General features: G+C 31.8%; 22 protein-coding genes. 2 read left to right on the forward strand and 20 right to left on the reverse strand.

The window, feature by feature from the left end; genetic code table 11:
• Window positions 1–53 precede the first annotated feature (53 nt).
• From BLS22_RS06990 to steA, 17 genes are all read right to left on the reverse strand, one after another.
• A complete protein-coding gene (locus tag BLS22_RS06990) occupies window positions 54–479 on the reverse strand; it encodes a MazG nucleotide pyrophosphohydrolase domain-containing protein (RefSeq protein ID WP_090552725.1) in 426 nt (141 codons plus the stop codon).
• Between the two features lie 123 nt (window positions 480–602).
• Window positions 603–1,058 (reverse strand): GerW family sporulation protein, encoded by a 456-nt coding sequence (ytfJ, locus tag BLS22_RS06995; protein ID WP_090552728.1) that lies wholly within the window; start codon window positions 1,056–1,058, stop codon window positions 603–605.
• Entirely contained in the window at window positions 1,039–1,710 is a 672-nt protein-coding gene (locus tag BLS22_RS07000) for a DUF2953 domain-containing protein (RefSeq protein ID WP_090552731.1), read from the reverse strand. Before BLS22_RS07000 ends, ytfJ begins: the two co-directional genes overlap by 20 nt.
• 154 nt (window positions 1,711–1,864) lie before the next feature.
• Window positions 1,865–2,431, reverse strand: a complete 567-nt coding sequence (gene scpB / locus BLS22_RS07005; protein WP_090552734.1) for an SMC-Scp complex subunit ScpB — start codon at window positions 2,429–2,431, stop codon at window positions 1,865–1,867.
• 22 nt (window positions 2,432–2,453) lie between these two features.
• Window positions 2,454–3,191, reverse strand: a complete 738-nt coding sequence (locus tag BLS22_RS07010) for a segregation and condensation protein A (protein WP_090552737.1) — start codon at window positions 3,189–3,191, stop codon at window positions 2,454–2,456.
• A gap of 10 nt (window positions 3,192–3,201) precedes the next feature.
• Window positions 3,202–3,825, reverse strand: a complete 624-nt coding sequence (locus BLS22_RS07015; RefSeq protein ID WP_090552740.1) for a site-2 protease family protein — start codon at window positions 3,823–3,825, stop codon at window positions 3,202–3,204.
• Window positions 3,815–6,448 (reverse strand): CBS domain-containing protein, encoded by a 2,634-nt coding sequence (locus tag BLS22_RS07020; RefSeq protein WP_090552742.1) that lies wholly within the window; start codon window positions 6,446–6,448, stop codon window positions 3,815–3,817. Before BLS22_RS07020 ends, BLS22_RS07015 begins: the two co-directional genes overlap by 11 nt.
• Before the next feature lie 135 nt (window positions 6,449–6,583).
• Entirely contained in the window at window positions 6,584–7,747 is a 1,164-nt protein-coding gene (locus BLS22_RS07025) for a D-alanyl-D-alanine carboxypeptidase family protein (protein ID WP_176762086.1), read from the reverse strand.
• A gap of 165 nt (window positions 7,748–7,912) precedes the next feature.
• A complete protein-coding gene (locus tag BLS22_RS07030) occupies window positions 7,913–9,085 on the reverse strand; it encodes a phosphopentomutase (protein ID WP_090552746.1) in 1,173 nt (390 codons plus the stop codon).
• 102 nt (window positions 9,086–9,187) lie between these two features.
• Entirely contained in the window at window positions 9,188–10,072 is an 885-nt protein-coding gene (gene xerD, locus BLS22_RS07035; protein ID WP_090552749.1) for a site-specific tyrosine recombinase XerD, read from the reverse strand.
• A 106-nt stretch (window positions 10,073–10,178) separates the two neighbouring features.
• Window positions 10,179–10,814, reverse strand: a complete 636-nt coding sequence (gene spoIIM / locus BLS22_RS07040; protein ID WP_244269488.1) for a stage II sporulation protein M — start codon at window positions 10,812–10,814, stop codon at window positions 10,179–10,181.
• Between the two features lie 75 nt (window positions 10,815–10,889).
• Window positions 10,890–11,429 carry an NUDIX hydrolase gene (locus tag BLS22_RS07045; RefSeq protein WP_090552752.1) on the reverse strand — a complete coding sequence of 180 codons (540 nt, stop codon included), beginning with the start codon at window positions 11,427–11,429 and terminating at the stop codon, window positions 10,890–10,892.
• A 44-nt stretch (window positions 11,430–11,473) separates the two neighbouring features.
• Complete coding sequence (locus BLS22_RS07050; RefSeq protein WP_090552755.1) at window positions 11,474–12,556, reverse strand: DUF3866 family protein; 1,083 nt, start codon at window positions 12,554–12,556, stop codon at window positions 11,474–11,476.
• 24 nt (window positions 12,557–12,580) lie between these two features.
• Entirely contained in the window at window positions 12,581–13,390 is an 810-nt protein-coding gene (locus tag BLS22_RS07055; protein ID WP_090552757.1) for an MraY family glycosyltransferase, read from the reverse strand.
• Between the two features lie 29 nt (window positions 13,391–13,419).
• The gene (locus BLS22_RS07060; RefSeq protein ID WP_090552760.1) at window positions 13,420–14,100 is read right to left on the reverse strand and encodes a glycosyltransferase family 2 protein; all 681 of its coding nucleotides are present in this window, start codon (window positions 14,098–14,100) and stop codon (window positions 13,420–13,422) included.
• 14 nt (window positions 14,101–14,114) lie between these two features.
• Window positions 14,115–14,996 (reverse strand): copper transporter, encoded by an 882-nt coding sequence (locus tag BLS22_RS07065; RefSeq protein ID WP_090552763.1) that lies wholly within the window; start codon window positions 14,994–14,996, stop codon window positions 14,115–14,117.
• A gap of 12 nt (window positions 14,997–15,008) precedes the next feature.
• Entirely contained in the window at window positions 15,009–16,130 is a 1,122-nt protein-coding gene (steA, locus tag BLS22_RS07070) for a putative cytokinetic ring protein SteA (RefSeq protein WP_090552765.1), read from the reverse strand.
• Window positions 16,131–16,341: 211 nt separating this feature from the next.
• On the opposite strand from steA, the gene BLS22_RS07075 reads away from it, so the two are divergent.
• Complete coding sequence (locus tag BLS22_RS07075; protein ID WP_090552767.1) at window positions 16,342–17,049, forward strand: RecX family transcriptional regulator; 708 nt, start codon at window positions 16,342–16,344, stop codon at window positions 17,047–17,049.
• Window positions 17,050–17,177: 128 nt separating this feature from the next.
• Window positions 17,178–18,428, forward strand: a complete 1,251-nt coding sequence (locus tag BLS22_RS07080) for a metal-dependent hydrolase family protein (RefSeq protein WP_090552769.1) — start codon at window positions 17,178–17,180, stop codon at window positions 18,426–18,428.
• Window positions 18,429–18,547: 119 nt separating this feature from the next.
• On the opposite strand, the gene spo0A is transcribed toward BLS22_RS07080, so the two are convergent.
• The 3 genes from spo0A to recN all read right to left on the reverse strand — a co-directional run bounded on the left by spo0A (window position 18,548) and on the right by recN (window position 22,720).
• A complete protein-coding gene (gene spo0A / locus BLS22_RS07085) occupies window positions 18,548–19,345 on the reverse strand; it encodes a sporulation transcription factor Spo0A (RefSeq protein ID WP_090552772.1) in 798 nt (265 codons plus the stop codon).
• A gap of 140 nt (window positions 19,346–19,485) precedes the next feature.
• Window positions 19,486–20,814 (reverse strand): SpoIVB peptidase, encoded by a 1,329-nt coding sequence (gene spoIVB, locus BLS22_RS07090; protein ID WP_244269489.1) that lies wholly within the window; start codon window positions 20,812–20,814, stop codon window positions 19,486–19,488.
• A gap of 190 nt (window positions 20,815–21,004) precedes the next feature.
• Complete coding sequence (gene recN / locus BLS22_RS07095) at window positions 21,005–22,720, reverse strand: DNA repair protein RecN (RefSeq protein WP_090552774.1); 1,716 nt, start codon at window positions 22,718–22,720, stop codon at window positions 21,005–21,007.
• Window position 22,721 lies beyond the last annotated feature (1 nt).

Below are 22,721 nucleotides of genomic sequence, written 5' to 3' on the forward strand. Positions count from 1 at the left end.
AAGTGAGGGTTATCATTCTAAAAAAGCCATAAAAAATGATAAGTAATGTTTCATTACTTATCATTTTGTTCTTTTTTATCAAATTCATGGCGAATTTCACACCCAAATTCTTTAGCTAATTTTTCTGCTTCTCGTATATCCTCATTACCCCAAATGGACCAACCACCCTTTAAAGTTCCATCTACATAGATTTCAACCTTATCTTCCTTAAAAATCATAATCTTGCTATTTCTTTTTTTCATTTGTTCTATTTGTCTATTAACTGATTCCTCCACATCTACATCTAAAACCTTCATGGCTATAAATAAACAAGACATTGCATCCTGAAGTTCTCGTTTAGCTTTATCTAAATCATCCTTCATTAATGCCTTTAACGATTCTGCTACTTCTTCATTTAGGTGGCTGATGGCAGTTTTAGCATCATTAGTAATATACTTTCTATTATCCCAAATCATTTCAACAGCATCTCTTATATCCATATTCTCCCCCCTTTTTTATGGAAATAACTTTGTTGTATATATTATACGATTATAATGAAAAACTTTCAAATCAATATTAAGATTACTTTATCTACAAAAGATAGAGGATATAAAAAATATCCTCTATTCATAGGTAATTATATTGTTGGCTCCACCATCTGATTTTTCTTTATTACTGAACATACTTTGAATACTTTGAACAACCTTCGGTGCAGTAGTGATGAGGTTATCAATCATATTAGCCCTTTGATCAACTGGCATGAGCTTTATGTGCCCATTACCAACCACCATAAATGCTACAGGTTGTACAGAAACACCAGCACCAGCACCACCTGCAAAAGGAAACTTTTCCTTATCATATTTATTATTTTCATCCTCTTGACTTTGGTTATCTGAAGAATCTCTATTTACATAGTCACCACCTCCAGATGCAAATCCGAAGGATACCTTTGATATAGGTATGATTACTGTTCCATCTGGAGTTTCAACAGCATCTCCAACAATTGTGTTGACATCTACCATCTCTTTAATACTTTCCATTGTTGTTTTCATTAATGCTTCAATTGGATGCTCGCTCAAATTTTCCACCACCCTTAAGTTTTATTAAAAGCATTTTTATACCCGCATTTATAATATATCCTATTTTCAAGGTGACTATACAATGAAAAGTTGTTGTAAGCTTTTCAGAAGCATAACAAGGAATAACATTAATTTGGATATCCTTGAGTGTAAATCCAGTCTTCAAAAAAACAATAATATTAGACTTAATTGCCCACAAGAATCCACTTGCAATAGCTGTAACTGCCGCATCTTCTAATCCTATTTCAGTACACCACTGAATTTGATGAATGATAATTTTTCTATTAATATATTGGTAAACTTTCCAATATCTTCTATAAAAATATTTTATTAAATCTATCCCAGCTTTAATTTCATCAAAATTCAATCCCTCATTTTGTCCTTCCTCTCCACTAAGAGATGCCTCTGTCCTAGCTATTTTAGCTTTTTTATAAATCCTTGCCCTTATAATAGAACGTCCACCATCAAAAAAATCTACAAAAGGAATAGTTGTTTCATATTTTATCAATTCTTTTAACGCAGATATTCTAATATTAATTTCGTCATTCTCCCCTTTTCTCATCATGCCCAAGTCAATCTTTATATTGACAAAGAGAATCCCTATGAATAGTGTTAAAAAAGTAACAAAGCCTATTAATAAGTAATATAGCATCAAATCACCTCAAAACCGTAGTATTACTATTTTTTCCATTTTTTCTTATTATAGACTTATTTGTTTATTCTATTTTAATAATAAAACTTCTGACTAAACTCCACTATAAAAGCCACCCCTTCTTAGATGATTTAGAATGAGTGGCTTTTATCATTTATTTAGTGAAAATGTCTCTTACTTCCTCCTCCTGCTGCTCCTGCGTTAGTAATTTAAATTCACTTATATCTGGGAGCTCCTCAAGGGATTTCAATCCAAATGTTTTTAAAAAATTTAAAGTAGTACCGTAGACGATAGGTCGACCTATTCTCTCTAATCTCCCCTGCTCTTCTATTAAATTCTTTTCTTGTAGGGTACTAATTGCCTTATCGCACTTAACCCCTCGAACCTCTTCAATGTCTACTTTAGTAATAGGCTGTTTATAAGCTATAATTGCCAATGTTTCCATTGCAGCTTGTGTTAGACCTTTGTTTTGCTTAGGCTCTACGAGGTTTTTAATATAGTTATAATGTTCAGGTCTTGTTGACAGTTGGTAATAATCATTCATTTCAATAATTTGTATACCTCTCTTATGAAAATTAAAGTCATTCATCATATCTTTTAAAACAGCTTTTACTTCATTACTATCTATTGATAAAGCTCGGCTTAATTCCTTAGACGATATTGGCTCCGACCATACAAACAATATTGCTTCTATAATTGATTTCATTTCCTCTTTATCCATAAACAACACCTCTGGTAATTTCCTAATTTATTCCTTCTATTGTTATACCGTCAAAACATTTTTCTTGTATAACCTTTACTTTCTTCATTTTCATCAATTCTAATAAGGCTAAAAATGTGACAACAATCTCTATTTTATCTGTTAACGATGTAAAAATACTAGTAAAGCAGATTCTTTTATCTATTTCTAGTTTTTTCATAATACTATTTAACTTATCTTCTATTGTTACTGGCTCTCTATTTATTTGTCTTATATGAGACAAGGCTTCATTCCTTTGATTACTCTTATTAAAAAGCATCTTGTTAAAAACATTTATTAAGTCCTTAACCTCTAAATTTTCAAAAACTGTATCATATTTAGAGGATTCTATAAGGATTTCTTCCCTCTGTTTAAAGAATAATTTGTTATAGTAAACTTCTCTCTTCCTCAATTCTTCTGCCACAGCTTTATATTTTTTGTATTCTAGTAATCGTTTCACCAATTGACTCCTAGGGTCAATGTCTTCTTCAACTTCTTCATCCTCTAAGACTTCATTAGGCAAGAGAATTTTAGATTTGATCTCTATTAATGTAGCTGCCATTACCAAAAACTCACTGGCAATATCTAAATCTAATTTTTCCATTTCATAAAGATAATAAAGATATTGTTCCGTAATTTCATTAACAGGTATATCATAAAGATCAATTTTGTTTTTTTCTATAAGATGGAATAATAGGTCAAAGGGACCTTCAAAAGCTTCTATTTTTATTGTATAGCCCATTTAATTCCTCCTAAATTATATAAATAACTAAACCCATTAACATATTAAGCATATAAGTTACTATAGGAAATAACATCTTATTAATAATACGGAAGTAAACTAATAAAAATAATAGAACATAAGAATACTTCTGTAGTTCATAATATTTATATTCAAAACGACTAGGTAAGATAGTTAAAAGTAGTTTTGATCCATCTAAAGGAGGTATAGGAAATAAATTAAATACCGCCAATACTAAGTTAATAAATATAGCAAAATACAACAAATCATAGATAAATACACTTAATTCAAACTTTATGGCTAACCCTAGTCCTAGTGTTAAGAATACTGCCAATATAATATTAGAGATAGGACCAGCAATAGATACAATGAAATATCCAGCCTTTCTATTAACAAAATTATTGGGATTAATAGGAACTGGTTTAGCCCATCCAAATCTAAAAAATATAAGCATTAGAAAGCCTACAATATCAATATGAGACATTGGATTCAAGGTCAATCTCCCATAATGCTTAGCTGTAGGATCTCCTAATAGATAGGCACTATATGCATGAGAAAATTCATGGACTGTTAGTGCCAATAATATTCCTGGTAAGGTTAGTAAAATTGTAGTTAAATCTAGATTAAACACCATCTCTCCCCCCCTTGATTTCCTCATATAGTCTATAGGCATAGTTTATTTCATCTCTTCTATCATATATTTCCCCAAGAACCTTAGCTTTAAGTATAGCGTCAAAAATTATTTTATAGGTTGGTCCTGGCTTTATATTTAAATCCACCAAATCCTTTCCCGATATGCTGGCTTTTATATTTCTTAGGTTCACCATATAGTACGTAATATAATGTCTTATATATCCATTAGTACAATTGTTATAGTAAAATATCAACCCCTCCATACTATGTTTATGTAATGTATTATAGAGTGTATACCTGTCTAAGTCTTCTGTATCAAGGATTTTATAAGTATGCTCTTTTTCCTCCAATGTAGCTTGTATATTTAAGATTGATGATTTATGGGGAACAAATTTATTGATTACCTGGAAAATTTCATCAATAGGTAAATCATCTAACAACTCCATGATAACAATAAGCTTCTTATTTACTTTTTCTTTGTAGAAGGTGCTAAAAACTTCAATAGATTTTTGAATGTCCTTTACTTTATTTATCTTTATATCGGTAACTATAAGCTGGGGGTGCAGGGCCTGAAAAATATTGTAATGATTAAGAAGAGATAATATATTTTTATCTAAATATCTATCATCTAGGAGCAAGAGAATCTCTTCTCGAATTCTATCAACACTTACTTTACCTATCATACCATCCTTGATAGCTTCCTCTATAAAATTATTAGTTTCATCTTCGATCCTAAAGCCTAACCTGGAGGCGAAGCGGAGTGCCCTTAAAATTCTAGTAGGGTCTTCAATAAAGCTTAGATTATACAATACTCTAATTTTCTTATGTCTCATATCCTCCAAACCACCAAAATAATCAATCAGTCTTCCAAAGCTATCTTTATTAACTTGAATAGCCATACAGTTTATGGTGAAATCCCTTCGAAAAAGATCATTCCATATTGAACTTCGCTCCACAACTGGTAATGCAGCAGGATATTCATAATACTCCCTTCGTGAAGTTACAACATCTAATGTATTACCATTTTCAAGTTCAATACAAGCTGTTCCAAACTCCTTATGCTCTATTAAATTTCCACCTAACCTACTATGTAATTCATTGGCAAATAGAAGTCCATCCCCCTCTATGACTAAATCTATATCTAAATTTTCTTTTCCTAATAATAAATCCCTAACAAATCCACCTACTACAAAAACCTTTTTATCTAAATAATCTCCCACCTCTCCTGCAGTCTTCAGAAGATAATAGATATCCTTAGGTAGCTGTTTAATCTTTTCCTTGCAATTTACCGTTTCTTCCGTTGTCTCTTGAAAATTTTCCTTGTACCAATAGGGATGACTTTGTCCATGAAGCATTCTTAACAAATCCGTTCTAGTTACAATACCAATGATTTTTTTACCTTCTACTACAGGCAATCTTCCAATATTATTTTTAACTAACAAATCATTAATTTCAGCTAAGGATGTGTTAGACTCAATAGTTTTAACATCCCTTGTCATAAAACCTTTAACAGGAGCATGACTAAGACTATGTATCATAGCTTTGTCTATATCTGTTCTAGATATAATACCAATGATATGATTGTCTTTTATGACGGGCATTCCTGTATGTCCATACCTCAGCATAATCTTATTAACTTCTTCTACTGTCATATTCTCTTTAACTGTTTTAACAGGATAATTCATTATATCCTTAGCGGTTATCTGGGGCTTGATTTTTCTATGTAAATTCTCTAACACTACTTCTTTTATGTTTTGCAAGTCACCATGCTTTATAGTAGCTGAAGCAGCTCCAGCATGGCCACCTCCCTTAAATTCTTGTAAAATATGAGGTATATTAATCTCTTCCTTTGAACTTCTACCTATAATATAACAGCGGTTTTCCATTTCTACAATGAGGAATACTGCATCACAATTTTGGAGCCCAAGCATTTTGCTAGCTATGTAGCCTAATTCCCCAATGTATAGGTCGCTTTTATAAAGGGAAACAATCACTTTATAGTGATTAATTTCTATAGTTTCCATGTTTAACAAAAGAGATAAAAACAACTGATTGTAATCCTTACCAAAGGAGCCTTCCATATATTCATTGACGATTGCTAGATCTGCATTCTTTGTTAAAAGATAAGCTACTGCCTCTGCATCCTGAGGCTTTGTATGGGGTAGCGTTAAGCAGTTTGTATCAGCATAAATACCTAAAGCAAATAAAGTGGCCTCAAAAGATGTAATAGTAATATTTTTTCTCTTAATTTCTTCTATTAAAATACTAGTGCAAGCTCCATAAGGTTTTATTATTTTTTTAGCATCCTTGATAGTATCATGGGATGATTCCATATGATGATCATAAATAACAATAGAACTACTGTCTTTTTTAAACGCCTTAAACTTTCCTATTCTTTTAAGGGAATTAGTATCAACAATGATTAATTCCTCGATATCATCAATAGCGATAGTGCTAGCCTGTTTTATAGGTAGTATGTTTTTATAAAGACTATAAAATTTTTTCACATCATTGCTTACCTTTCCAGAAAAAACCATAATAGCTTCTGGATAAATTTTTGAGCAAGCCACCATACTGGCAATTCCATCAAAATCCAAATTCTCATGACTGATAATTACCTTCATTCTACCGCTCCTTTGCTATGTTTGACTAATTCATTATAACATACATATATTTTAACAAAAAGTAAAGCAGTACATTTCTGTACTACTTCTAATTAGTATATCTAAATATTTATTTTAATATATCAAATGCTATATCTAATGACCCATCATTCTTTGAAACATTCTACTCAACATATTTAACACTGATGCCCGTTCCACTGTTTCTGAACTTGTAATATCTACTTTTCCTATTTCTTTACCCTCTAATGTAACAATAACTTCTCCTATTTTTTCTCCTTTAATTATTGGTGCTTTCACAGATTGAGGTAAAATAACTTCCTTTTTTACAGATCCTTCTTCCCCTTTTTTCACCAGTACCTTTAAATCATCCTGACCTACAACCTTTACTTCCTGAACTCTTCCCTTTTCAACTGGTATACTTCCCAAAATCCCATCTTTTTCTACAATCTTTACTGTGTTAAAGTTTGCAAAACCATAATCCAGTAGCTTTGTTGTTTCACTAAATCGAATTGGAGAAGTAGGGGCTGCTAGTATAACGGCAATTAAACTTGTTGCTCCTCTAGTTGCTGAAGCTGACAAACAATATTTAGCCTCAGAGGTAGATCCAGTTTTTATTCCTGTACTACCTTTATATGTTCTAATTAATCGATTTGTATTAACCAATTCCTGCGTAGAAGTAGTTCGTCTGCCTACATCCACCGTATCCATCCAAGTCGTTAACCATCGATGCACTTCTTTATGCTTTAATAGTTCTCGAGACATTAAAGCAACGTCATAGGCTGATGTAACATGTCCTTCTGCTGGAAGTCCATTTGTATTAACAAAGTTAGTATTTTCCATACCTAGTTCCTTAGCCCTAGCATTCATCTTTTCAATAAATAGCTCGTCAGTTCCAGCAATATGTTCAGCTATAGCAACACATGCATCATTTGCAGATCTTATTGCTATCCCCTTCATCAAATTCTCTACTGTTTGAACCTCACCTGGTTCTAAGTAAATTTGTGTACCTCCCATAGAGGAAGCCCTTTCACTAACCACTACTTTATCTTCTAAGGTAATTTTATTACTTTCTAAACCCTCCATTACTAAGAGCATTGTCATAATCTTTGTTACACTGGCTGGTGGTAATGGTTCATGGATATTCTTTTCATAAAGAACTGTACCTGTTGATACATCCATTAGAATAGCTGCTTTACCATTTATATCGAAGGGCTGAGCGTAGGTTACAACTGCATAGTTGCTAAAAACCATAGTAATTACAAATAGTATACAAATAACTTTAATAATGTTTTTTCTCATAGTTCTCCTCCTTGTATCTATTTTAATGTTAGGTTTTCCATCAAAGGGTTTAGTTATACAAGAAGGAATTTAGAAAAACAGAGACTTCCCTTACAGTCTCTGTTTACCATCCTTTGTTGCTACCTCTTCTTTTTTCTTTTTTGATTGGTTGATTGCTTCAACTTCCTATCCTATAATTTGATTTTTAAAGCTTTCTCCTTTACCGGTAGATGGTATACCTAAAATATCAGAAATTGTAGCAGCAATATCAGCAAATGATTTCCTTGTTCCTAAATTAACATTGCTATTAACTTTATCACCATAAATAATGATAGGAATATATTCCCTAGTATGATCCGTACCTTTAAAGGTTGGGTCATTACCATGATCAGCCGTAATAATAATAATATCATCTTCTCTTAAGTTCTCTAATAGTTCAGGAATTCTAGCATCCATTTCTTCTAATGCATCTTTATAACCCTTGGCATCTCTTCTATGACCATACTTAGAATCAAAATCTACTAGGTTTGTAAAAATAATACCTTTGTTGTTTTTTTGTAGATAATTTATTGTTTCATCTATACCTGCCATATTATCTTTTGTATGTACGGCCTCTGTAATCCCTTGTCCATTAAAAATATCCTCAATCTTACCAACGGCTATGACATCTAACCCATAATTCTTAGCAATATCCAAAATTGTTTCTTCAGAGGGATTAAGAGAAAAATCTCGCCTATTAGAGGTTCTTGTAAATTTGCCTACTTCTCCTATGAAGGGTCTAGCTATAACTCTAGCTACTGCTTGATCCCCCATCATGATCTCCCTAGCAACTTTGCAAATTTCATAAAGCTCTTCAAGAGATATTATTTCTTCATGGGCAGCTATTTGAAACACACTATCCGCTGAGGTGTATACTATAGGATACCCCGTTTTCATATGCTCTTCCCCTAGCTCTTCAATAATAACGGTTCCTGAAGCTGGTTTATTACCTAAAGTTTTTTTTCCAATTCTTTTCTCAAACTCCTCCATTACTTCCTTAGGAAAACCATTAGGATAGGTATTAAAGGGCTTTGTAAGATGTAATCCAGCTATTTCCCAATGGCCAGTAGTTGTATCCTTGCCGTGGGATACCTCTAAGGATTTACCAAAAGCCCCTAAAGGATAATCTATAGCTTCTATTCCGGAAATATCATCAATATTACCCAGACCCAGTCTTCTTAAATTAGATAAATTTATTTTGCCTTCTTTTTTAACAATATTGCCTAAAGTATTTGCTCCAACATCTCCAAAATCACCGGCATCAGGTAATGCTCCTACACCAACACTATCTATGACAAATATAACAACACGATTAATCATAAAATTCCTCCTTTATTTAATTTTTATATTATTATACCCTTCAACAATAAATATAATTTAATTCTTTAATGATCTATTATAACATTTAAAAGAGGACCTAAACTAGGCCCTTGGATGAGTTTTATTATAGACATCCTTGATTTTGTTTTTTGTAATGTTTGCATATATTTGTGTAGTAGATATATCTGAATGTCCTAGCATCTCTTGAACAGACTTTAAATCTGCACCATTTTGTACTAGGTGGGTAGCAAAGGAATGTCTTAATGTATGGGGGGTAATAGTCTTTTCTATATTGGCCTGCTTTGTGTAAGCTTTAATAATTTTCCAAAATCCTTGCCGGGTTAAACCACCACCCTGCATATTTAAAAAAAGTAAATCTTGATTATCAGTTTTGACAAAAGAGCCTCTAGCTTTATTTAAGTAATCTAACAATGCTTTTAGAGCTAGAGTTCCTATAGGTATAGTTCTTTCTCTATTAGAGGATGAACATTTGACAAAGCCCAAGCTTAAATTGACATCATTAATTGTTAGAGAGATCAATTCCGACACCCTAATACCAGTGGCGTACAAAAGCTCAAGCATAGCCTTATCCCGCATACCTTTACTTGTCCAAGCCTCAGGTTGATTTAATAAAACATCTACCTCTTCTAGGGACAAAATACTTGGTAATTTCTTTTTTGTCTTTGGAGATTCTATGTTTAATGTAGGGTCCTTTGGAACCATCTTACTCTGCACTAAATATTGATAAAAACATCGAATTGAAGCAATACTCCTAGATATTGTTGATACTGCTCTCCCCTTATCCTGTAAATAAACTAAATATGTAATAATTGTAGCTTTAGTTGTATAAGAAATATCATTAACTTCATTTTTATTTAAATAATCTAGGTACTGCTTTACATCCCTTAGATAAGACTCTAAAGTATTAGTGGATAATTCTTTTTCAGTTGTTAAATAGTCGGTGTACTTCAAAATAAGTTGTTCCATATTTAAATTCTCCCTTTATCATTGCTATAAAAACTATTCAACAAATGATTAATAATTCCTGCATGAAATTTAAATTTGGAATAAAATCTTTATAAAAACCTAATGGCTAAATAATGTTCCTAGTAATTAAACGTATAAACACAGGTGCAATGTAACCCTCTATAAAACATGCCACCATAATAAGAATTAATAGACTACTGTATAAGCTAGTATAAAATATGAGTCTTTTAGAAAAGGTAGTATCCTTTATTTTTTGTAGCTTTACCCTTAAAAAACTAATAGCAAAGGATAAAGAAATAACAGAAGCTATAATAAACACAGGAATAATAACTAAATTTTGAGGAAATACACCAAATATAAATATCAAAACACCTAAAAATTTAAACTCTTCAATTAATAATCCAACAGTAAATCCTATAACAAATCCTTTAAAACCAATAATAAATAATACAAGAGGAGCTGTAATTACTAAAACCCCTAAAAACCAGCTAAATATTAGCAATTGAATGTTATTTATAAAAGATTGCTTTAAAATACTACTATTACTAAGCTCATCTGTATGAAACAACTGAAAAAAATCCCTTAAATAATAAAAAAGTTCTTGTTTTTGATGTTTGTCTACTATTTTTACAGTAAATGCTCCAACAGAAAGACCTATTAAAAATACTAGTACAATTATAGAGTAGATTATCAAATTATCTTTTATATGCTTCTTCAAAAAATCCATACCCCTATTAAACACAGAACAACCTCCATTTCTATGTATACTGATATTTAAATCATTATGCCAAAGAAGGAGGTTTTATGACACATGTCCTTACTCTATACCTAGCAAATTTTTATAAGTTAAAATTGCTATGATTGTTTTACTATCCTTTATTTCTCCATTGATTATTTTTTTCACTGCTTCTTCTAGAGGGATATGTACAATCTCAATATACTCATCTTCATCGGGTGTTGCTATTCCTTTAGATAAATTTTGTGCTAAAAAAATATGCATTATTTCATTAGAAAAACCAGGTGTAGTGTAAAAATCCAATAATTTTCTAATATTATCGGTTTCAAAACCCGTTTCTTCTTTAAGCTCCCTTAGAGCACATACTTCAGATGTTTCGTTGGCCTCGATTTTACCAGCAGGAATTTCTAAAAGTATTTCTTCAACAGGTTTTCTAAATTGCCTTACTAAAACAATATTTTTTTCTTCTGTTATAGCTAAAATCCCTACAGCTCCAGAGTGCTCTACTATTTCTCGTTTAGAATATTTTTTATGAGGTAACTCTACGGTATCTACCCTTAAATTAATAATTTTCCCTTCGTATATACGTTCAGATTTCAATGTTTTTTCTTCAAATGGCATAAATAAATGAATCCTCCTTTTAAAATAATCCTGCTTAACCTATTTTAAAAAAATTTGCTACTAAACTTTAAAGCATATTTTGCAGCAGCACTACAGGTTAAAAAGAAAGCAGGATCCTGAGAAAAACTTCTTCCCATGGTTTTAACAGATAAATCAAAATGCTCTAGAGCATTAGATAGTACAGCACCATCTTCTTCAATAATATTATGTTTCTCTAAAATTTTCAAGTTTTCCATTTGCTTATAGACATACTTCCTTTTATCAGCAGATAATTGTGGGAGAATAACATTACACTTTGTTTTAGTAATTTTACTAAAAACAGTTAAGCTGTGATGACTTATTCCATAATGACGTTGCCGTTTATCTTGAAAGCTTATTCTAGGAACAGCAATAGGAAACCCTTCTAAATCGTTTACCGAATCTAATATGTTACCCTGCTCAATACCTGTAAATCCATAGGTTGTTCCAGTTCCTACAATTCCAGGACCCATAGTAATAATAATAATATCGCTATTTACTATCTCCTTGGCTGCAATCAATCCATTATAGATATTAACCGTCTCTATATCTCCACCAAACGCATTACCTATCGTAACAGTAGCATCTATTAGCCTCTTTTTCTTTAAGTGATACACAGTATCACTGAAATATATGGGTAGAGCTGCTGCATCTGTCATAATATAACTAACCTTTATATGGGGCTGTAAATACTTCAAAGTAGCTGCAATGGGGGATAGCATACTATGGAGTGTTCCTACAATAACAGGTAATTGATTTAAAGATTTAAATCTATTGAATAAATCATGATTAGGATGGTCCTGCTCTTCTTCTGAAAAAACCTTTAATTGTAGAGGGGTATACCGTAGCTTCATAATGTGACCCTCTCCAGTTAGCTGGTTTGAAAATTTATTTATGTTGCAAATAACAAAATGATAGCCCCCTGTCCCTAAACTTAAGTCAACAGCAGTTGTATTTAGTACCACCTCATCGTTTATATCAACTTCCCCTGTCATCAAATTATAGTTTATTGCTGGCTCTTTTTTACCATCTATCGAGACAACAATCTTTGTCCTTTCTTTTTTTTTATCTAAAATTTCTACTACCTTCCCCTGTTTTATCCCTATCATAAATTACTTCACCTCTACTATTATTTAATTTCTTCCTAACTCATCTATATAGTTTAGAAGTACGTTGTTTTTGATAATATTTGAAAGAGAATATTTTTCTGCTATAAGATGTATAACTATTAGAAAAGCTAACAATAGATATTTGATTGTCATTGAAAAACTTGTAACAGCTATTATACCTAAACTTATACCCAATGGATTTGAACCTACATCGCCCATCATACTCCTTGCTTTTAAATCCTGAGGCAGGTACCCTACACAGTATCCTATAATACTTAAAAGAATATACCGTGGCAACCCAATGACACCCATTAGGATAAAGAGTAGAGCAATAACTAAATATCCTTTTATTGCTCTACCAGGCCTTAAATCCAATAGGTTTAACAAGTTGGTAAATAGGGCTATCACAAAGGTATGGATAACAAGCTCTATCAATGTGTTAGAATAAACATAGCTAATTACTAAAGAAATAATACCACCTACTGCTGCCTTAAAGAAACCTGTCGTTAACTTTCCTTTTATGAAGCTAAGGAAATGTCCTTTAAATCCTAATGTATTTCTATTGCCTATTAAGTCATCTATAATTCCTACAAAGGCCATAGTTGTGATAGCCGTGAAAAAAATCATCAAGGAAGTATATGTCTCATAAAAAACAAAAAATAACAATAAAGTATTTATAATCATTACAGGAATAAAGGTAATACCCATACCAATGGGAATCCTCTCCCCTTTATAGTTTTTAGCTACTACATTTCCATCCAATAACATATTCATCACATAGAATATAATTATTTTAGTAAAAAAGATACTAATAACGAGAATCATAAGTCCCATTTTATAGCCTCCAATAATTCATTTATGCCTTATCTTTTTTTAATTAATACTTTTAAAATGTGCCAAAACTGCTTTCCTCTATGGATGAAGCCTTGAATATTTCTACTGGTTTCATTATGAAACATTGTTACATCTACTTCCTTTACACGATATCCTTTATTTAATATATCAATTGTCATTCCCAATTCTATACCGTAGCCTTCGTAATTAAAGGAAAGATCTCTTAAAACCTCTTGCTTAAATGCTCTTTGACCAGAAAGAACTGTATTTAACTTTATTCCAGTATTAAAATATACACCATATCTTGCTAGAGCCTTTACCAAGCCAAAGCCTCCCTTTTTCTTAGCTGCAGGGAACCTTCCTATCGTAACATCTGCGTCATCCTCTAGTATAGGATAAATTAACTTGATGGCTTCTTCAGCACTTTCTTCTAAATCTGCATCTAAGAAAACAATAATATCTGATGTGGTTATAGCTTCTTCTATACCTTTTTTTAAAGATGCACCTTTTCCCCTATTTACTATATTTTTTATTAAAATAATATCTTCTATAATCTCCACTTGTCTAACAGTATCATCCTTTGAACCATCATCAATAACATATATTTTAGAGACTATATCAATCCTTTTAACTGCATTTAATGTTTTAATAATTCTTCCTCCTTCATTAAATGCTGGAACAATTACTGAAATCTTAGGATTTGTATTCAAACTATTCCTCCTCCCTAAAAGCTACCTACGGGTGCCAATGCTTCCGAAGTATCTTTTTCTCCAAAAGAACCTTCTTTACCACTACAAACAAGTACCAGGGATATTCGACCCATCAATGTATCCACATTATCAATGGTAGAAATATTGGCCTTTTTATATAGAGGAATCGAAGAATTAAGTATATCCAATCTTTCAACCCCTATAACCCGGATATCATTATACTTTAAATCTTCAATTAAATTTAAATCTATAATATTTTTCCTTCTATCATTTGATATTTGATTTCCAGCTGCAATAATTACTTGATGAATTGGTGAAATGTCTTCATCATACTTATTTATCTGAAGAAATCCTTCTGTTATTAAAAAATCCAATAAATTAGACATCTTATTATCCGTAACCAGTTGAATAATGTTATTGTTTATTAGTTCAAGTATCTCTTCCTTATTAAGGGATAATCCAAAGGAATAATTTATATTTTCTAATGCCTCATCTGTTAATTGGATCAACTGTTGATTATATATAACCTTTATTGGTACAAAGGCTCCAGCCTCTTCTAAGGTTGTTCTAACATCATTATAATAATAGTGATCAGTCATTTGTATGATAGCTATATTTAATCCTGTTAACTTATTTCCAATAACTTCATAATAAATTCTCTCCATAAAATTATCTCTTTTTTCCTTTTGAACTATTAAATCTTGAATTCTTTTTTGTAGACTTTCTTTTTCAATTCTAAACTCACTAAACCTATCCTCAAGACTATCTACTATTTGTTGTTGTTGCTTCAAATAGATATCTTCACCATCCATATTAAATCCGATAAAAATACCTATTCCTAAAGAGATAAATATGGCAGTAATTGTAATAATATAATATTTTACATCAATAATCACATAGTACCCTCCCTAAACCCCTAAAAGTATTCTAAGTCGAATCACTAATAGGGTCAGCAAATTTCTTATAGGCTGAGAAATCGATATTGTAACAACTATTGGAATCATTGCTGCAAAAAAAATCCAAAAGATATATTTTAACTTTATATGGGCATGATATAGTTTATTTACCCCTCTAGCATCTACAAGCTTTGAGCCCACCTTTAATCTAACTAAAAATGTACTTGCCATACCTTTTCTACCCTTTTCCAAAAAATCAATCATATTGGAATGGGTACCTACCGCAACAATTAAATCAGCCCCCTTCTCATAGGCTAGGAGCATGGCTATATCCTCACTGGTACCAGGTGCAGGAAATATTTTAGCCTTCAAATTTAGTGTATTTATTCGCTCTAATCCTGGAGCTTCACCATTTGGATAGGCGTGAACTATAATTTCTTTACACTTTATTAAAGCGTTATCACTTACACTATCCATATCTCCTATAATAATGTCAGGAATAAAACCAAATTCCAACAATGCATCAGCTCCACCATCTACACCGATAATTACAGGCTTTACCTCTTTAATATAGGGAAAAATAGCAGTTAAATCCTCCCTATAATTTTGACCCCTCACCACAACCAAAACCTGCTTATTAGAAAACTCTGTATCTACTTTAGGAATTTTCAACTTGCCTAAAATGAAATCCTTTTCTTTATGGGCATAGGTTAAAGTATTGTCAATAAACTTCTCTAACTCAATCTCTAAATTTCTTTCTGCTTTTTCTAACAAATCAATGATTTGGTTTTCTGTTAATTGTTGTAAAATCCCAATAGGATTATTTTCAAAAATCAGTTGGTTTTCTTGAATTACTACAATATCCCCATCCTGTAATAAATTAAACAAATCTCCTTCTATCACATCAAATATAGGGATCTTAGACTTTACCAGTATAGAGGGTCCTAAATTTGGATATCTACCACTAATAGATTTATCACAATTAATTACAGCTACTACTTTACTTTGAATTAGAGAATTTGCTGCCACCTCATCAAGGTCTCTATGACAAATAACTGCAATTTCTCCATCATGAATTTTTGTGGTCAAATTTTTAGTTTTCTTATCTAATTTTACTGACCCTCTTATCTTCATTAATTTTTCCCTCCATACTCTCCTTTTATTATAGTATTTGTATTAATAATAGAATAATGCTTTATATATACGTAAAGAGAAGTTACCATTTATAGTAAAGATTTCATAACTATTAAAAAATATTTGTTTGATTTGAAAAACAAATTCATTTAATATATAAACATGGACAAATCATGTTTTCTTTATATAAAAAAACTAAGAGGTGAGTTTAATGAATCCCAACTATGACTCTTGTGATAGCATAGCTATAAAAAAAGCTTTCAATCTGTCATTAAAGTACTTGACCTATAAAGCTAGAACAGAAAATGAAGTGGTTAATTATTTAGCTGGCAAAGAATATAGTAGTACAGTTATTTCCCATGTTATTGAGAAACTACAAGAATATAAGTATCTTGATGACCATAAATACAGTAAAATTTTCATAGGAGATAACATAGAAAAAGGAAGTAAAGGAAAAAGCTTAATTGAAAGAGAACTTGCACAAAAAGGGGTTTCAGAAGAAATCATTACAAAAACCTTATCTGTTTTTACAGAAGAAAAGGAAATAGAAATAGCTAAAAATATAGTAAAAAAACTTTTTCATTCTAAAAAAAGCTTACCTTTAAATCATATTAAATCTAAAGCCTACAACAAATTACTACAAAAAGGATTTTCAAAGGTTTCTATTCATAAGTCCCTTTTATTATTAGAACAAGATGTAGAAATTACTACCACCGTATCACAACAAACAGATATATATAAATCCCAAGCCTTAGCCTTAGGAAAAAAATATTATGATAAATATGTAAAAAAAGAAGATCATTTCTTTAAATTAAAGCAAAAAATCTATAGTCAGCTTATTAGAAAAGGCTTTGACTACCAATTAGCTAAAAATGTGGTTGATGAAATAATGATGGATAAAAAAGTAGAAAGCTGGTGAGTGAAATGTTATAATATATAGAATATTCTTTATGTATTTTAGGAATCAACCTCAAGCAAATGATATTTTGATTTGATCGGAATTTAAGCCTGGTTTTCATAATTATTATAGGTAAGGGGGATAAAATTATGAATAAAATTGCATTTATAGGGGGGTTATTAATTGATGGTACTGGAAAAGTCCCAATAGAAAATTCCCTGTTGTTGGTAGTGGATAAAAAAATCCAATATGCCGGATCAATGATAGAGATTGGGGAGGACTACCAAAAGATAGCTATTCATGGAAAAACCATCATACCTGGTTTGATTGATACACACCTTCACTTTAGTGGAAACAAAACTGATAATGATAATGAATGGGTACTTGAGCCTGTGATACAAAAGACAATCGTTGCTGTTGCCCAAGCCCATGAAGCATTGGAGCATGGACTAACATCTGTAGGTGAAATTTCTCGTTCGGGAATATATATTCGTGATATGATCGAAGAAGGAGTTATTCCTGGGCCTCGTGTAGTTGCAACTGGGCTTGGGTTTTGCAGAACAGCAGGACATGGAGATTCCCATAGATTACCACTCAATTATAACAATGCTGCCCATCCTTGGGCTGAAAGAGTGGATGGTCCATGGGATTTACGCAAAGCAATAAGACGAAGGATTCGAGAAAATCCAGATGCCATTAAAATTTGGGCAACAGGTGGAGGTATATGGAGGCATGACGCAAAAGCCCACTCCCATTACTGTATGGAGGAGATTCAAGCAGTAGTAGATGAATGTAATATGGTAGGTTTGCCTGTGTGGTCCCATGCAGAAGGTTATGACGGTGCCCTGAACTCTTGTAAAGCAGGGGTATCTGCCATTATTCATGGTCAAGAACTAAATGAAGAATGTCTTGAAATCATGAAGGAAAAAGATATTACCTTCTGTCCAACCCTTCAGTTCTTTTATGAATGGTTTAGTGTATATCAACCACCTTATAGACCCATTCATGACCAATATCCAGGCTGTACAACCGCTGAGAAAGAGCTGAATCGTATTATTAGCAATCTACAAAATGCAAATGAAAAGGGTATTAGAATTACAGTGGGGTCCGATTCTTTTTGTAGTAGCTTGACGCCCTATGGCAAATATGCCATTACAGAAATGTATACCCTACATAAAGCAGGGCTAACAGAGATGGAGACCATCTTGGCTGCCACCAAAAATGGAGCTGAAATGCTGAAAATAGATGATATTACTGGTACCCTAGAAGAAGGTAAATTCGCTGACCTTATAGTGCTTCAAGGTAATCCCTTAGATGATATCCACCATGTAGCCAGTGATAAGATGGAAGTAATTATGAAGGAGGGCAAATTTATAAAAAGAAAAATATTTGGATCATAAAACGAAAAACAAATTCCTCTGTTTCTTTCATAAAAATAAAAAACAAACACCTTGATAAAATATTAGCTATGTAAAGCAATACTTTATCAAGGTGTTTGTTAGGCTTTAACTTCCAGCCCTTAACTTACTCTTTTTTCAAGTCTCAGTTTATCTGCCACCATAGCGATGAATTCACTATTTGTTGGCTTACCCTTATCATTATGAACAGTGTACCCAAATAAATTGTTAATGGTATCTACCTTTCCCCTACTCCAGGCTACTTCAATTGCATGTCTTATAGCTCTCTCTACCCTGCTTGGAGTGGTGTTAAATCGTTTAGCGATGGATGGATACAGTTCCTTTGTGACGGCACTTAACAATTCAACGTTCTCTATAACCATTGTAATAGCTTCCCTTAAATATAAATATCCTTTTATGTGGGCTGGAACCCCTATTTCGTGAATAATATTTGTTATTTCTGCCTCTAAGCTACTATTGTTGGTAATTAAAGCAGATGAACCTACATAACTGGGTCTTTTCTTTACATTATTAGAAGATCCTCTAGCCATTTGTCTAATCCTATCAATAAAAACCTCAAAATCAAAGGGCTTTATCACATAATAATCTGCCCCTAAATTAATAGCACTTTGTGTTATTTTATCCTGCCCCACCGCCGATAGGATAATTACCTTTGGAAATATTTGTAAATTCATTTTGTTTAATCTCTCTAAAACCCCTAAACCATCCAAATGTGGCATAATAATATCTAAAATCACTACATCTGGCATTTTCTCATTAATTAATTCCAGTGCCTTTAATCCATCCTGAGCTACCCCCACTACACCGATATCCTCTTGTCTCCCTAGGTATTCACTTAGAATATCACAAAAATCCTCATTATCATCTACAATTAATACAGTAATTTTTTCACTTTTCACGATAAACCCCCCTGAAACACTTTATTTTTTATAATATGATTTATATTCTGTAACTTAATTATTCGACAAGTGAATTTTTATTCCTCCCTACTCTTAGAAAAAACTTCAAAATTTTGTAAATTTTCGTTCTCTTTATTTTTCTAATTTTCTACAATTTTTTTGACATCTCTATCAAATATTCCCGACTCCTCTAGCATCCATTCAATAAAAATGCCGTAACCTTTTGTTGGATCATTAATTAAAACATGGGTAACTGCTCCCACCACCTTGTTATTTTGTATAATTGGACTACCGCTCATTCCTTGAATAATACCCCCGGTTTTCTCTAATAATCTCCTATCAGTTATGCGAATAACTATACTCTTACCATCTATCTTGGTTTGGGTATTGACTTTTAAAATTTCTATTTGGTATTTTTCAATTTTATCATTTTCTATTGTCGTTAAAATATGAGCAGGTCCTTGCTTAATCTCATGTTGATAGGCAATAGGAATAGGATTTTTATAAAACTCATTTTGTAGGGAATATAGTAATTCTCCATAAACACCATAGTCTGTATTTTTTTCTAGCTTCCCTATTGGTTCATGAGTATCATAAAATACTCCTCTAATTTCTCCAGGCTTTCCTCTTTTTCCTTGTTCAACAGAAACTACTCTTGATTTCACTACCTCACCATCTCTAATTGACAAAACTTTTCCAGTGTCAATATCAGTAATAGCATGACCTAATGCACCAAATTTTTTTGTCTTAGGATGATAAAAACTCATGGTTCCTACTCCTGCAGTTTTATCCCGTACCCATAATCCCAACCTATACTGTTGATCCTCCATAGATTGAATAGGTGTTATGGAAGTAGTATAACTTTTGCCATCCCTCTTAAGTGTTAGCTTTAATTCTGTACCATCACTATCTTTAATAATCTCTCCCACATGTACAGCATTATTAACTTTTATGTTATTTATAGCTATTAATGAATCTCCTATTCTTATACCTGCTACGTCTGCTAAATTATGGATCATACCATTGGAATCAGTAATTTCCGTTGTACCTACTACCAATACTCCATCGGTATTTAGTCTTACTCCAATTGAATGTCCCCCTGGAATAACCTGTAGTTCAGGTACCACATTTACTTTAATATTTCTATATGGAACAAAGCCCAATATTTTAAGCTGAAGACTTGCTGTTCCCTCATCTAAGGTTTTAATATAGAAGCTTCTATTAAATTGAAACTTAGAGGGGTTAAGTTGTGTAAGTTCTATGATAGAAGGTGCTATGGAATTATTTGAATCTGAAAAAGAAAGAAATAATGGGAATCTTTGATTTAAAGTATAGTCATTTCCAATTGATATATGGTACTCTTTATATAAACCACCGGTAACTTCTATAAATGACAAATAAAATGTCAACACCATCATTATTAACATTAGCCAGCCAATATATTTTTTATATGTTTTTTTATTAATCAAAAAAATCACTCTCCTACCAATGCTTAATCTAGTAATACATTAAGGAATTTAATTATTTTTATAGCTACTAAGATTAATTTGGCTTTTTTATAGAGTGATTATTATATATAAAATATAATAAACTTGTAACTATCATCCTTTTTTGCCTATATTAATTTCTATATCATATCAAATAATAAAAAAATAAAAGCTAATTAGTAGCTTTTATTTTTTTATGGGCTTTATCTATCATTTCTTCAGCATGCTTTAAAGTTATTTCTGTAACTTCTCCACCTAATAATCTACCTAATTCATATAATCGATTATCTTTATCCAATTTTTTCACAATGGTTTTTGTAGTATTTTTTTCTATTTTCTTTTCAATTAAAAAATGAGTATTAGCTAAGGCAGCTATTTGAGGTAAATGTGTTATACATATTACCTGACGTTTCTTAGAAATATGATGTAATTTTTCTCCCACAATTTGAGCTGTTATACCACTGATTCCGGTATCAATTTCATCAAAAATCAAAGCTGGTATTCCATCTATATGAGCCAATATTGTTTTCAGTGCCAACATAACCCTAGAAATTTCACCACCAGAAGCAACTTTAGCTAAAGGTTTCAAAGGCTCACCAGGATTTGTAGAGAGCTTAAACTCCACCTTATCAATACCCTTTTCTGAAACCTTAAGATTTCCATAAGTATCCTTTAGTTGTTTAATGTCAACAGCAAAGGATACATTTTTCATATTTAAGCTTTTTAATATATCCACCAATTGACCTTCAAATACTTTGCCAGCCTTTATTCTTAATTCACTAATATTAATAGATAGATCTTCTATCTCCTTCTTTATAGCCGTAATTTCGTGCTTTAATTGGGAGATTTTCTCTTCGCTATAAATATAATTATCCAGTTCTTGCTGAATTACCTCCTTATAGTCTAAAATATCCTGGATAGATGATCCATATTTCCTTTTTAAATTGTTAATTGTATCTAATCTTTTTTCTATTTCCTGTAGTATTTGAGGATCAAATTCAATTTGTTCTCTATAATTCCGTATTTCTGTAATTATATCTTCAATTTTGTATTGAATATCTTCTAATGCTTCATAAAAATAGCTCAAGGACCCATCTAGTCCAGCAACACTCTGCAATGCTTTAGTGTTTTTAGAAATATAATCAATCACTGAAGGATGGGTATTACTGTTATAAAAATCTTCATAAGTAGTAGTTAATGTTGTATAAATCCTTTCACTATTGCCTAAGAGTATTCTCTTTTGATTTAATTCCTCTTCTTCTCCTATGGTTAATTCAGCTGTTTCTATTTCTTCTATTTGAAACTTTAATAAATCTATTTTTCTTTCTCTTTCCATATCATCATAGCAAAAAGATTCTAAGCTTTTTTTAAGTTTTAGATAATGCTGATATTTATTGGATAACATTACCAGTAAATCATGGATATCCTTACCTCCGTATAAGTCCAGTAAATCTATATGAAACTCTGTATGTAATAAAGATTGATGCTCATGCTGTCCATGTATATCAATAAGTTTTTGAGTAATTGACTTCAAAACCCCTTGATTTACCATAATACCATTTATTCTACTAACACTACGGCCATTACCATAGATCTCCCTTGTCACAATGATAGCTTTGTCTTCATCAACCTCAATGCCATATTCATCTAACACTTCTTCTAAATCACTAATCTCGCTAACAGAAAAGATAGCCTGGATCATGGATTTTTTTGATCCTGTTCTGACGAATTGTCGATCGGCTCTTTCTCCGATAGCCATATTGACAGCATCAATGATAATAGATTTGCCAGCTCCTGTCTCTCCTGTTAATATATTCAAGCCCTTATCGAATTGAATGTTTAATTCATCTATTAAAGCAAAGTTTTTAACCTCTAGCTGTAAAAGCATA

The organism is Natronincola ferrireducens (assembly GCF_900100845.1).
GTDB classification, from domain to species: Bacteria; Bacillota; Clostridia; order Peptostreptococcales; family Natronincolaceae; genus Natronincola_B; species Natronincola_B ferrireducens.

What these genes read in the sequence shown, in the direction of transcription:
- BLS22_RS06990 (WP_090552725.1), bottom strand. Translation starts at nt 479, where the DNA reads ATGGATATAAGAGATGCTGTTGAAATGATTTGGGATAATAGAAAGTAT.
- BLS22_RS07000 (WP_090552731.1), bottom strand. Translation starts at nt 1,710, where the DNA reads ATGCTATATTACTTATTAATAGGCTTTGTTACTTTTTTAACACTATTC.
- scpB (WP_090552734.1), bottom strand. Translation starts at nt 2,431, where the DNA reads ATGGATAAAGAGGAAATGAAATCAATTATAGAAGCAATATTGTTTGTA.
- BLS22_RS07010 (WP_090552737.1), bottom strand. Translation starts at nt 3,191, where the DNA reads ATGGGCTATACAATAAAAATAGAAGCTTTTGAAGGTCCCTTTGACCTA.
- BLS22_RS07015 (WP_090552740.1), bottom strand. Translation starts at nt 3,825, where the DNA reads ATGGTGTTTAATCTAGATTTAACTACAATTTTACTAACCTTACCAGGA.
- BLS22_RS07020 (WP_090552742.1), bottom strand. Translation starts at nt 6,448, where the DNA reads ATGAAGGTAATTATCAGTCATGAGAATTTGGATTTTGATGGAATTGCC.
- BLS22_RS07025 (WP_176762086.1), bottom strand. Translation starts at nt 7,747, where the DNA reads ATGAGAAAAAACATTATTAAAGTTATTTGTATACTATTTGTAATTACT.
- BLS22_RS07030 (WP_090552746.1), bottom strand. Translation starts at nt 9,085, where the DNA reads ATGATTAATCGTGTTGTTATATTTGTCATAGATAGTGTTGGTGTAGGA.
- xerD (WP_090552749.1), bottom strand. Translation starts at nt 10,072, where the DNA reads ATGGAACAACTTATTTTGAAGTACACCGACTATTTAACAACTGAAAAA.
- BLS22_RS07045 (WP_090552752.1), bottom strand. Translation starts at nt 11,429, where the DNA reads ATGCCATTTGAAGAAAAAACATTGAAATCTGAACGTATATACGAAGGG.
- BLS22_RS07050 (WP_090552755.1), bottom strand. Translation starts at nt 12,556, where the DNA reads ATGATAGGGATAAAACAGGGGAAGGTAGTAGAAATTTTAGATAAAAAA.
- BLS22_RS07055 (WP_090552757.1), bottom strand. Translation starts at nt 13,390, where the DNA reads ATGGGACTTATGATTCTCGTTATTAGTATCTTTTTTACTAAAATAATT.
- steA (WP_090552765.1), bottom strand. Translation starts at nt 16,130, where the DNA reads ATGAAGATAAGAGGGTCAGTAAAATTAGATAAGAAAACTAAAAATTTG.
- BLS22_RS07075 (WP_090552767.1), top strand. Translation starts at nt 16,342, where the DNA reads ATGAATCCCAACTATGACTCTTGTGATAGCATAGCTATAAAAAAAGCT.
- BLS22_RS07080 (WP_090552769.1), top strand. Translation starts at nt 17,178, where the DNA reads ATGAATAAAATTGCATTTATAGGGGGGTTATTAATTGATGGTACTGGA.
- recN (WP_090552774.1), bottom strand. Translation starts at nt 22,720, where the DNA reads ATGCTTTTACAGCTAGAGGTTAAAAACTTTGCTTTAATAGATGAATTA.